Source organism: Vagococcus fessus (assembly GCF_003987565.1).
Taxonomy (GTDB): Bacteria; Bacillota; Bacilli; order Lactobacillales; family Vagococcaceae; genus Vagococcus_D; species Vagococcus_D fessus.
Window position 1 is genome coordinate 12,407 of sequence record NZ_NGJY01000001.1, and the last position, 12,264, is coordinate 24,670.

9 protein-coding genes are annotated in these 12,264 nt (G+C 36.4%); 7 read left to right on the forward strand and 2 right to left on the reverse strand.

What is annotated here, in order from left to right:
* Positions 1–7: 7 nt before the first annotated feature.
* Positions 8–2,497: a transglycosylase domain-containing protein gene (locus CBF31_RS00135; RefSeq protein ID WP_126831149.1), complete on the reverse strand. Its 2,490-nt coding sequence runs from the start codon at positions 2,495–2,497 to the stop codon at positions 8–10.
* 240 nt (positions 2,498–2,737) lie between these two features.
* On the opposite strand from CBF31_RS00135, the gene CBF31_RS00140 reads away from it, so the two are divergent.
* From CBF31_RS00140 to CBF31_RS00155, 4 genes are all read left to right on the forward strand, one after another.
* Entirely contained in the window at positions 2,738–3,625 is an 888-nt protein-coding gene (locus CBF31_RS00140; protein ID WP_126829753.1) for a deoxyribonuclease IV, read from the forward strand.
* A 112-nt stretch (positions 3,626–3,737) separates the two neighbouring features.
* Positions 3,738–3,971 (forward strand): YneF family protein, encoded by a 234-nt coding sequence (locus CBF31_RS00145; RefSeq protein ID WP_126829755.1) that lies wholly within the window; start codon positions 3,738–3,740, stop codon positions 3,969–3,971.
* A 90-nt stretch (positions 3,972–4,061) separates the two neighbouring features.
* Complete coding sequence (locus tag CBF31_RS00150; RefSeq protein ID WP_126829757.1) at positions 4,062–5,819, forward strand: ABC transporter ATP-binding protein; 1,758 nt, start codon at positions 4,062–4,064, stop codon at positions 5,817–5,819.
* The gene (locus tag CBF31_RS00155; protein ID WP_126829759.1) at positions 5,812–7,602 is read left to right on the forward strand and encodes an ABC transporter ATP-binding protein; all 1,791 of its coding nucleotides are present in this window, start codon (positions 5,812–5,814) and stop codon (positions 7,600–7,602) included. Before CBF31_RS00150 ends, CBF31_RS00155 begins: the two co-directional genes overlap by 8 nt.
* Positions 7,603–7,632: 30 nt before the next feature.
* Here CBF31_RS00155 and CBF31_RS00160 read toward each other — a convergent pair whose 3' ends face one another.
* The gene (locus tag CBF31_RS00160) at positions 7,633–8,988 is read right to left on the reverse strand and encodes an MATE family efflux transporter (protein ID WP_126829761.1); all 1,356 of its coding nucleotides are present in this window, start codon (positions 8,986–8,988) and stop codon (positions 7,633–7,635) included.
* A gap of 255 nt (positions 8,989–9,243) precedes the next feature.
* Here CBF31_RS00160 and trxB point away from each other — a divergent pair, with 255 nt between their 5' ends.
* The 3 genes from trxB (at position 9,244) to CBF31_RS00175 (ending at position 12,007) form a co-directional block, all read left to right on the forward strand.
* Positions 9,244–10,161 carry a thioredoxin-disulfide reductase gene (trxB, locus tag CBF31_RS00165; RefSeq protein ID WP_126829763.1) on the forward strand — a complete coding sequence of 306 codons (918 nt, stop codon included), beginning with the start codon at positions 9,244–9,246 and terminating at the stop codon, positions 10,159–10,161.
* Between the two features lie 94 nt (positions 10,162–10,255).
* A complete protein-coding gene (locus CBF31_RS00170) occupies positions 10,256–10,816 on the forward strand; it encodes a nucleotidyltransferase family protein (protein WP_126829765.1) in 561 nt (186 codons plus the stop codon).
* 18 nt (positions 10,817–10,834) lie between these two features.
* Entirely contained in the window at positions 10,835–12,007 is a 1,173-nt protein-coding gene (locus CBF31_RS00175; protein WP_126831150.1) for a nucleotidyltransferase, read from the forward strand.
* Positions 12,008–12,264: the final 257 nt, after the last annotated feature.

The window sequence follows — 12,264 nt, forward strand, 5'->3', positions numbered from 1 at the left end:
CTTTTTTTTAACGTCTATAGTTATTGTTATAGTTCGTGTAGCCATTATTGTAGGTATTATAATTGTTATAATTCGTGTAGCCATTATTATAATTTTGAACCGGAGCTGGAGCTGGAGCCGGAGCTGGTGCTGGTGCTGGTGTAGGAGCAGGTGAAGCTACAGGCGGTGTGGAAGTAACGGAACCATAGGGATTATTCCATGCATCTTTGTAGTCTTGATCAGTACCCCCAATACCAAATCTAAAGGTAGATTTTTCAGGTCCTTTTTTGGCCCAAAGTGAGTCAATCTCCTTACCAGGCGTTTGTTGTGTATAGCCGTTTGCTTTTACTTTACCAGGTTTTTGGCCAGTAAAACTAGAAACTTTTTCTTTTTTTACAGTTGTATCTAGTTTGAATTTTTTATCAATTTTAAATAGGTCAGGATTTGCCATATAGGCAGCAGTTGTTAGACGGGCCCAAAGCTCTTTATTACGTTTATCCCATTCTTTATAAAGAGGGGTATTATCATCGTAACCTATCCATGAGCTGATTGTGACACCAGGTGTTGAAGCGATAAACCAATAGTCTCTGAATTCTTGAGATGTACCAGTTTTACCAACCCAGTCGCCTTTATGAGCACCGCTTGCCATTTCTTCCATATATTTCTTGGCATCCACACCAGTTCCTTTATTAACAACGTCTCTCATCATATCATTCATAATAGAGGCAGTTGCTTTCGAGTATACCTCAACAGGTTTTACTTTATGTTCATATAAAGTATTACCTTCACTATCTATGATTTTATCGATCACGTAATTTTCAGCGTATTTTCCTTCATTAGCTAAAGTAGCAAATGCATTGGTCTGTTCCAAAACGGTAGGTCCATAATCTGTTCCACCTACGGGAATAGATTCGTATTTAAATTCTTTTTCATCCATAACCATATTCATTTTATCGTAATAATCTTTTGGATTCGCTACTTTAAGTAACTCTTGGTAAAGTTCTACGACAGGCACGTTATCAGAAACACGTAGGGCTTCGCGAACTGTTTCAAAACCAGTGGTTTTCTTACCAGAGTAGTTTCTAAGTTGGTGTCCATCACGGTATTTTCTAGAGTTATTGGATAACATTGATTCGCTACCAATTAAACCTACATCAATAGCAGGTGCATAAGCAATGAGTGGTTTAATTGTTGAACCAGGTGAACGTCTTGTTTGAGTAGCGTGATTGTTTTGATTTGATTTAAAATCACGACCACCTACGAAGGCGATTACTCGTCCTGTTTGATTATCAATCATTGCACTACCATTTTGAATAGTTCCACGGCCGTCATCGATTTTCGGTGCATAGGTTGCTTCAGCCTCCTGAAGTGCAGTGTATACTTTTTGATCAATCGTAGTTTTTACAGTAACACCACCATTTCGTAATTCTTGTGTTGCAATATCGTAATAGCGCTGGAATTTAGCTTCATTTTCTTCTACTTCTTTACGTTTAAAACCATCGGCTTCATAATAGATGGGCATTAATTTTAATGCAGCTTCGTGAAACGCATATTGGTATAAGAAACTACTTGTATTAGCTTGAATATTTTCTTGAGGTTTAAAGTCTTTGGTGATGTCATATGAAAGTGCCTCTTCATATTCACCACGTTTGATAAACCCTTCTTTATACATGTTAAACAGCACATGATTTTTACGTTTTAAACCAAAAGATAGATTGTCTTCCTCTTTAATATCACCAGCACCATCAAATGGACTGTAGACAATTGGACTTTGAGGTAGGCCAGCGATAAATGCGGCTTGAGGTAGATTCAAATCAGCTGCTTTTTTATTAAAAATACCAAATGCTGCTTCTTGAATCCCTGCAATATTTTGTCCGGAGTTATTTCTACCAAAAGGTGAAACATTCAGGTAGGCGGTAATTATTTCATCTTTGGTAAAATATTTTTCTGCTTTTAATGCTAGTAATATTTCATTGGCTTTACGTTTGTATGATGTTTCATTGGTTAATACTTGTTGTTTGATTAATTGTTGAGTGATTGTTGAACCACCAGATGCGCCACCAAAACCTGTTAAGTCAGATACGAGTGCACGAATTATTGCTTTGGGTACGACACCTTCATGTCGTTCGAAATTTTCATCCTCTGTAGAGATTAAAGCTTGTTTAACTAAAGGTGATATTTCTTTTGATGCTGCCTTCGTTCTGAGTAGGTCAGATTTAATATCAGATACTTTTTCATCATTTTGGTAAGTGATTTTTGAAATCTGAGCGGAATTATTAATCTTTGAAATTAATTCAGATTTTGTTGGGACGTTGGTATCTGATACTAGGAAAGCAAAATAACCTGCACCAATACCAATACCTAATACACCTAATAATACAAAGATACAGATAAAGAAGAAAATAAGAGATTTTAAAACCCCAAATATAACATTAAAGAGTGTTGCAGGGGAATCAATCACTGCTACTTTTTGAGACTGTTTGTCTTGTTGTCGATTTATTGAACGTCTTTTAAACATTGACACGAATTTTCCACCTCGAAATCTAAAATATATTAGTTAATTATAGCAAAAAATACCAGTCATTCCTAGTATTTGTAGTTGTTCTGTTTGATAATAGAAGGATATTACATAAAAACTTAATAAATTGTGCAAAAATAGTAGGCAATAAGGTTGTTCTGTAGTAGAAAATAGCTTAAAGTTGTAGGGTAATACTAATCGATAATAAGTTTAAATATAGAGTGTATCGGAGGAAATAAAATGTTAATAGGATCACACGTAAGTATGAGTGGTAAAAAAATGTTATTAGGTGCAGCTGAACAAGCAGCGAGTTATGAATCAAGTACGTTTATGATTTATACAGGGGCACCTCAAAATACAAGACGTAAAGCAATAGAAGATATGAATATTGAAAAAGGTCAATTAATGATGAAAGAAGCTGGACTTTCAGATATGGTCGTTCATGCGCCTTATATTATTAACTTAGGAAATACAATCAAGCCAGAAAACTTCCCTTTTGCCACTCAATTTCTAAGAGAAGAAATTCAACGCGCTGAAGCTTTAGGTGCAACACAAATCACAATGCATCCAGGTGCACACGTGGGAGCGGGCCCGGAAGCTGGGATTGCTCAAATTGTTAAGGGCTTAAATGAAGTTCTAACCGAAGACCAAATTCCACAAATCGCTCTTGAAACAATGGCAGGAAAAGGAACTGAAATTGGGCGTACGTTTGAAGAAATTGCGGCTATTATTGAAGGCGTTACTCTTAAAGATAAATTATCGGTAACACTAGATACGTGCCATATTCATGATGCAGGGTATGATGTGACAGACTTTGATGCTGTTTTAGATGAATTCGACCGTATAATCGGTTTGGATAAATTGAAAGTTATTCATGTTAATGATTCTAAAAATGTTCGAGGAGCGCATAAAGACCGTCATGCTAATATCGGGTTTGGTGAAATTGGTTTCGAGGCATTGAATAAAATCGTTCATCATCCTAAATTAGAGAATTTACCAAAAATTCTTGAAACGCCTTATGTTGGTGAGGACAAAAAAACAGCTAAAGCACCCTACAAACATGAAATCGCGATGTTACGTTCAGGTGTGTTCAATGAAAATCTGTTAGAAGATATTGCTAACGACTAATGAAGTAAAAAACAATGTTATAATTTATAAGTTTTAACTTTCCATTTGGTGGCTTTTTTAGTACAATTAATTAGTAAGTCACAATGAGTTTAAAGGAAGGAGAGTAAAAGAAATGAGCACAGGTTTAGTTATTTTATTAGTTATCTTAGCGTTAATTATTGGTGCAGTAGCAGGATTCTTCCTTGCACGTAAATATATGGAAGACTATTTGAAAAAAAATCCTCCCGTTAATGAGGATATGTTGCGTATGATGATGATGCAAATGGGACAAAAACCATCTGAGAAAAAAATTCGTCAAATGGCACAAAGTATGAAAAATCAAGCCTCTAAACCAACTAAAAAATAGTTGGCTTAGTTTAGTAGATTAAAAAACGGGTAGATTACGTCTATCCGTTTTTTCTTTATCCTAAAAACAGGTAAAGGAGTGAAAGATAGAATGAGTATTTTCAAAAAATTAGGCTGGTTCTTTAAACAAGAACGAAAAGCTTACATTATTGGTGTCACGTCATTGATTTTAGTTTCTTTTCTACAAATCATTTCGCCACGTGTAATTGGTTTAGTTATTGATGAAATCAGTACTGGAAAGTTGACCGTTAAACGACTGGCGATGTGGATTGGATTATTAGTTGTCGTCGGTATTCTACAGTATTTATTACGTTATATCTGGCGTACAAATATTTGGGGAAGTGCAGCTAAGCTCGAAAAAAATATGAGACGCCAATTGTTCCATCATTTTACAGAGATGGACAATCAGTTTTATCAAAAATACCGTACAGGAGATTTGATGGCTCATGCGACCAATGACCTGACGGCTATTCAAAATGTAGCAGGAGCAGGTATTTTAACATTTGCTGATTCAATGGTGAATGGCGGAGTAACCATCTTAGCAATGATTTTCTTTGTCGATTGGCGTTTAACGCTAATTGCTTTAATCCCACTGCCCTTACTAGCGTTTACTTCTAGAAAATTAGGTAGTAAATTACACGATGCTTTTAAAGTGCAACAAGAGGCTTTTTCAAGTATCAACGATAAGGCCCAAGAAAGTATCACGGGCATTAAAGTCATTAAAACATTTGGTCAAGAAAAAGAAGATATCGAAGAGTTTGATTCAAAAATTAATGACGCTATTGGTAAGATAAAAAAAGTTATGCGTTTAGATTCACTATTTGACCCGCTTATTACATTAATTATTGGGTTATCTTATATTTTAACGATTATTGTAGGGAGTAGTTTTATTATGTCTGGTGATATTACAATCGGACAGCTAGTTACATTTATTGATTATATTTCAATGTTAATTTGGCCAATGTTTGCCATAGGTCGTTTGTTTAATGTTATGGAAAAAGGGAATGCGAGTTACGACCGTGTTCAAGAATTACTTTCAGAACGTTCAACTATTATTGAGCCTGATAATGCGATTAAAGCACCAGCTAAAGGTGATTTAGCGATTAATATTGACAGATTTAGCTATGATAAGTCAGAGCATGCGACATTAAAAGACATCGCAATTCATTTATCAGAAGGTCACACTTTAGGAGTTGTAGGTAAGACCGGTGCAGGGAAGACCACACTTCTTAAATTAATTATGCGTGAATATGACCAGTATAAAGGAAACATTACTTTTGGCGAGACGGATATCAGACAGTATTCATTTGATTCGATTTTAAATGCTGTTGGGTATGTCCCACAAGATCATTTCCTATTCTCAATGACCATTCGTGATAACATTCGTTTTGGTGAACCTAGAGCCACGCAAGCCCAAGTGGAAGCTGCTGCAGAGTTAACGGCAGTTCATTCGGATATTAAAGGAATGCCAGAAGGTTACGATACGATGGTAGGAGAGCGTGGTGTCTCATTATCTGGGGGACAAAAACAGCGTTTATCTATCGCGAGAGCTGTTATTACAGAACCAGAACTACTAATTTTAGATGATGCACTGTCAGCTGTAGATGCAAAAACAGAAGAAAAAATCTTACGTCATCTAAAAGAAGAACGTCAAAATAAAACGACAATCATTGCAGCTCACCGTTTAAGTAGTGTGATGCATGCAGAAGAAATTATTGTGATTGATGAGGGAACAATCATTGAACGTGGGACTCATCAAGAGCTACTAGCATTAAACGGCTGGTACACGAAAATGTATGAACAACAGCAATTAGAAAATAAAATTGAAGGAGGTAGCGCCGATGAGTAATCAAAATCAGACAAATGAAAATGCCTGGTCTAAATCAATACCAGTCAAAGAACAAGTGACGATTGTCAAACGATTATTACACTATGCGACTCCTTTTAAATGGCAATTTATAACCTCTATTGTATTATCTATTGTATTGTCAATTGTTAATATTATGATGCCTAAAATCATCCAAGTCTTAATAGATGGCTATCTAAAACCACAGAGTGCAACGGCACAAATTGTGTTATATTTTGCCTTGTTATACTTGGTTGCAACTATGGTTAAAGCTTTTATTTGGTTCTTTCAACTGTACTTGTATTCTGTGGCATCGACAAATACTTTCCAACATATTAGAAGTCAGTTGTTTAAAAAAGTTCAGTCAATGGGAATGCGTTACTTTGACCAAACGCCAGCTGGTTCAATAGTGTCTAGAGTAACGAATGATACCGAGTCGTTATTTGATTTCTGGTACGTTTTCTTATACGTCTTAACTGGAATTTTCAGTGTGACAACATCTGTTATTGCAATGTACACGATTAGTCCAACGCTAGCTGGACTAGCCCTGTTATTTTTACCTGTTTTAATATTAGTGATTTGGTTTTACCAAAAATTCAGCTCACGTGTTTACCGTAATATGCGTGAAAAGTTAAGTCAGTTGAATACTAAGTTAAACGAATCGATTTCAGGTATGAGTATTATTCAGCAGTTTAGACAAGAGAAACGTTTAGAAGAAGAGTTTGAAAAGACAAATGATGAGTATTTAAAAACGCGTTTCCAAATGATTAAGACCAATTCATTGCTTTTAGCACCGATTATCAACTTATTAGTTGCGTTAGCGATTGCGATGGTACTTGGTTATTTTGGGTATTCATCTCTGACTCAACCATTAGAAGTCGGGCTGATTTTTGTCTTTATTTCTTATGTTCGTGCGTTTTTCCAACCGATGATTAATATGATGGATTCTCTAAGTGTCTTTCAAGATGGAATGGTAGCAGGAAGCCGTATCCTTAAAATTATGGATTATGACGAATTAGCACCAAGTCAAAATCCTGATGCAAGTGAAGAAATAGTAGAAGGTAAAATTGAATTTCGTAATGTGAGCTTTTCTTATGATGGCAAACATAACGTCTTAAATAACATTAGCTTTGTCGCAAATCCAGGTGAAACAGTGGCCTTAGTAGGTCATACAGGAAGTGGTAAAAGTTCGATTATAAATGTGATGATGCGTTTTTATGAATTCTATGAAGGTCAGATTTTAATTGATGACCGTGATATTAGAGAGTACCCAATGGAGGAGCTTCGTCGTAAGATGGGGTTAGTTTTACAAGATGCCTTTATGTTTTACGGTGATATCTCTGGCAATATTCGGTTGTTAGATAAAACTATTACAGATGAGGAAATTAAAGCAGCTGCGGAATTTGTTCAAGCAGATAAATTTATTGAATCATTACCGGGAGGCTATCATGCGAAAGTTATTGAGCGTGGTGCCAGTTATTCTAGTGGGCAACGTCAATTGATTTCATTTGCTAGAACGATTGTAACGGATCCTAAGATTTTAGTTTTAGATGAAGCAACAGCTAATATTGATACAGAGACCGAAAGTTTAATTCAAGAAGGATTGAAACGAATGCGTAAAGGTCGGACAACTTTAGCGATTGCTCACCGTCTTTCAACTATTCGTGATGCGGAGTTGATTTTAGTCTTAGAAAAAGGCTCAATCGTAGAACGTGGTAATCATGATGAATTGATTGAACAAGAGGGATTGTACTACGATATGTATCGTCTACAAAAAAGCGAATAAAAAAAGTGTTCCCGTTAGGGAACACTTTTTTTATTTTTGAACGATAGTTGATTTGGTACGCCAGACACCTGATTTCCACCGGTAAATCATTAAGAAACTCCGGAGTATTTCATCGATAGAGTAGGCAATCCATACACCAACTAAACCAAGACCAGCTTTGATAGCTAGACCATAAGAGAATGGTAAGCTAATTACCCAAAGGACCATTAAACTTGCGAATAATGGGAATTTGACATCGCCAGAGGCATTAAGTGCATTTACCATCACCATGTTAATTGAGCGAGCTGCTTCAAGCAGAATATCTACTAAGAAGACCCATTTTGCAATTTCGATAACTTCAGGGTTGGTAGTAAAGATTCCCATGATTGGTTCAATGAAGATGAATGTTAAAATACTAATCACAAGTGAGCAACATGTGGCGATGACAATCGTACGAATCCCACGTGTGTATGCATCATCTAATTCACGCGCCCCAACTTTACGTCCAATCATGATTTGATTCCCTTGTGCTAATGAATTGGCAATCAGGTAGACAAATTGTGTAATCGCCGTGATGTATGATTTAGCAACGAGAACACTTTGACCAAGAGATGCCACAATCATCGTTACGACGATTTGAGCAGCTTGGTAAGAGAAAGCCTCACCTGATGAAGGCAGACCTAGTGTTAGGATACTCTTAATATAAGGGACTGAGAATAATTTCGGATGCGTTTTTAAAATGTTGTATTTAACATGCTTGATAAGTAAACGAGAAGCAATGATTAAGCCCATTGTATTCCCGAAAACACTTGCCCAAGCTAAGCCATTTACACCAAAGTTTGGTAAGCCGAATGGGCTGTACAAGGCAAAGTAATTTCCAATAACAGCTAAGATACTTGATGTCATTGGAATCAGTAAAGCTGGACGAGTTAGCCCATGACTTCTTAAAACAGCAACTATTGTCGCAGTAATCGAAGAGATGAATAAGCTTCCGCCGTAGACTTGAATGTAGCCTTTTCCGATGTTAACCAAATCAGCATCAAGGTTCATAAATTGAAGCAACTGACTAGGGAATAGGATAAAGACTAAACTGATTGTCGCACCAATTGCAACGGAACCGAATAGAGCAGTTGTGATAACCGTTGGAATTTCCCCTCGACGTTTCGCTCCTATTAATTGAGCGATGATGATTTGAGTTCCGACGGTGATAAAGCCGTAGACAAAAACGGACAAGTTAAGCAGCTGGTTCGCTGCTCCAACGGCCGCAACGGCAGGTTCAGAGTGACTGGAAATCATAAAGACATTGATATTACCGATAATAACACGTAGAAAAATCTCTACGAAAATTGGCCAGCTTAGAAATATCAATTCTTTATCTGAAATATTTAGTTTGAATTTAGATGGCATAGAATTCCTCCCTTTATAATAGGTTGTTTTATTTGTGTTCATAAATTGATAACTTTAAAAACTACTAAGTGTAATTTTATAGTAATAGCTTTCAAAGTCAATAGTATCTGAGGGATATGGAAGAAAAAAAGAAATTTGGTCAAAGTGACAGAAAAATTATTAACTCTGTCAGTTATAAATGTAGGCAGAAGTGTAGACAAAGTAGGAGGATAACGTTAAAGTAATAGAAGAAATTAACTTAAAGGATGTGTCTAAATGCGTGACGTAATTATTATTGGAGCAGGACCTGGTGGGATGACTGCCGCGTTATATGCTTCTCGTGCTGAGTTATCTGTAATGGTACTTGAAGGCGGTATCCCAGGTGGACAAATGAATAACACTGCAGAAGTTGAAAACTACCCAGGTGTTGGGGTTGTACAAGGACCTGAATTAGCAAGTAAAATGTTAGAAGATTCAAGTAACTTTGGTGCAGAGCATGCTTATGGCTTTGTCACAGGAATTGAAGACCACGGCGATTATAAAACTGTTGTAACTGATGATGCACGCTATGATACAAAAACAGTTATCATTGCAACTGGTTCAGAACATCGTAAATTAGGCGTTCCTGGTGAAGAAGAATTTGGCGGACGTGGTGTTTCTTACTGTGCGGTTTGTGATGGCCCATTCTTCCGTAACAAACACTTAATTGTGATTGGTGGAGGAGATTCAGCGGTCGAAGAAGGGAGCTATTTAACTCAAGTGGCTTCTAAAGTAACCGTTATTCACCGCCGTGATAAATTAAGAGCACAAAAACTTTTACAAGAGCGTGCGTTTAATAACGAAAAAATGGAATTTATCTGGAATACAACGGTAGAAGAAATTGTAGGAAATGACCGCCAAGTGACAGGACTACGTTTGAAAAATGTTGAGACAGGCGATGTCACTGAGATGGATGCAGATGGTGTCTTCATTTATGTAGGACTAGACCCATTATCAGAGCCATTCAAATCATTAGGGATTACTAATGAAGAAGGTTGGATTGAGACAGATGCTACAATGGCAACATCAGTTCCTGGGATTTATGCTATTGGAGATGTTCGTGCAACAGTATTACGCCAAATCGCAACAGCTGTTGGAGATGGTAGTATTGCAGGACAAGAAGTCTACAAATATATTGAAGCGTTAAACGATTAATCGTGTTAAACTAAACATAACTTTTAATCAGGAAACTTATAGAAAGACTTGGACAAAAGTTCAAGTCTTTTTTTGATGAGGTGTGTGATGAAGCATGTTTGAAACTAAAGTAAGAGAAATTATAGAAAATAATCAAGAAATCATGGACGTGTTAACGATTATCGAAGAGTTAAATTTAAAAGAAGGATGCTTGTGCGCAGGCACTATTCGGAATTTAATTTGGCAAGAGTTGTTCGAGGACTCAAAAGGCTCAAAGATTTTGACTGATGTGGATGTTATTTTCTTTGATCCAGAGATGAGTTACGATGAGACGCTGAAGCGAGAGAAAGAATTAAATAGTAATACTCCTAACTATCAATGGGAATTAAAAAATCAAGTGTATATGCACGTTCATCATCCAAACCAAACTCCTTACAAGTCAGTTGAAGATGCAATATCTAATTTTCCAGAACGATGTACAGCTGTTGGAGCGTATCTCAAAAATGGTAGGTTACAATTAATAGCACCATTTGGATGGGAAGATAATATAACAGGGATAGTGCGACCAACACCTAGTTTTAGTGAGTCCTTAACTCATTTAGCGTATTATAAAAAGAGAGTAGTGTCGAAGGATTGGCAGATTAGATGGCCTAAATTAATCATTAAAGAGGACTAAAAAGAGGTGAAAAATATGTTGAAAAGTTGTGGTGTTATTGTGGAGTATAATCCTTTTCATAATGGTCATCAGTATCATTTAGAAATGGCGCATGAAGCAAGTCAAGCAGATGTAGTAGTGGCTGTTATGAGTGGAAATTTTTTACAAAGAGGGGAACCAGCAATACTTGATAAATGGACAAGAGCAAAGGAAGCTATTGAAAACGGTGCTGACTTGGTTATTGAATTACCAGTCGCTTCAGCTGTTCAGTCTGCAGATTATTTTGCCAAAGGAGCAGTTAGAGTGCTGCATGAACTAGGCGTGTCCTCACTATGCTTTGGGACGGATAGTGAAGAGGAATTAGACTATGATCAATTTGCACGCTTTAATGAAGAAAATCAAAATGAAATTAATGAAACCTTTCAGTCGCTGAATCATCTAGGATTAAGTTATCCGCAACAAATGAATGAAGTGTACCGACTGTTGCTACCAGATTGGCCGGTGTCAAATCAATCACCTAATCATATATTAGGGATGAGTTATGCTAAAGAAAATCAAAAATATGCTAAACCTATGTCACTGTTTCCAATAAAACGCCAAGTCTCTAACTATCACGATAAAGAACTGAATGGCACCAAGTTTGCAAGTGCTACGGCTATTCGAGAAGCTGTATTAGCTGATAAATTTGAGGATTTAGCTGATGTGATACCAGTCGAAACACTTAACGACCTAAAGGGGAACGATCCGATTGACTGGGAAAAAGCTTGGCCGTTCTTAAAGTATCAGTTGATGGTCAACTCAGAAGAGGAACTAAGATCAATTTATCAGATGGTTGAAGGCATAGAATATCGTTTAAAAGAGATGGTATTAAAAGCTAATTCGTTTGAAGAATTTGTAACATTAGTTAAAACCAAACGATTTACTTGGACTAGAATTCAGCGCTTATGTGTTTATGTACTCTTACAATTAACCGAAGCAGAAGTAACACAAAGTTGGGAACAACCTTATTTAAGGATTTTGGGATTTAATAAAGTAGGGCAAGTATTCATGAAGCAACAACGTAAAATGGTTAGCTCTCCTGTCATCAGTAATTTGAAAAAAGAGCATCAGAAGATTGCAGAATTGGATATTAGAGCAGGATTAGTGTATGAATTAATAACTGGAAAAAATAACAAACAAGATTTTTATAGAATACCACATATCAAAAAATAAGATACTTCATTGGCACGCTCATAAGGGCGTGCTATTATTATCCGTATTGGATGTGGTTAAGTGAGCATGTATAAGAGATAAAGTACATTTGAAAAGATCAGTGCAGGAAATATTTTTATGGGGTTTGCCTATACAAAGTGGATGAAGCCTAATGATGGTGTAACAAGTGTTGCAATGATATTAGAAAAAATGACATCCTTCCGCCTTGCTTAATTTTTTTTAGAAGCGAAAGAAAAAGGTCAATTAGTTTAATTTTA

Coding starts and splice junctions, on each gene's coding strand:
- CBF31_RS00140 (WP_126829753.1), top strand. CDS start 2,738: ATGTTAATAGGATCACACGTAAGTATGAGTGGTAAAAAAATGTTATTA.
- CBF31_RS00145 (WP_126829755.1), top strand. CDS start 3,738: ATGAGCACAGGTTTAGTTATTTTATTAGTTATCTTAGCGTTAATTATT.
- CBF31_RS00135 (WP_126831149.1), bottom strand. CDS start 2,497: ATGTTTAAAAGACGTTCAATAAATCGACAACAAGACAAACAGTCTCAA.
- CBF31_RS00160 (WP_126829761.1), bottom strand. CDS start 8,988: ATGCCATCTAAATTCAAACTAAATATTTCAGATAAAGAATTGATATTT.
- CBF31_RS00170 (WP_126829765.1), top strand. CDS start 10,256: ATGTTTGAAACTAAAGTAAGAGAAATTATAGAAAATAATCAAGAAATC.
- trxB (WP_126829763.1), top strand. CDS start 9,244: ATGCGTGACGTAATTATTATTGGAGCAGGACCTGGTGGGATGACTGCC.
- CBF31_RS00155 (WP_126829759.1), top strand. CDS start 5,812: ATGAGTAATCAAAATCAGACAAATGAAAATGCCTGGTCTAAATCAATA.
- CBF31_RS00150 (WP_126829757.1), top strand. CDS start 4,062: ATGAGTATTTTCAAAAAATTAGGCTGGTTCTTTAAACAAGAACGAAAA.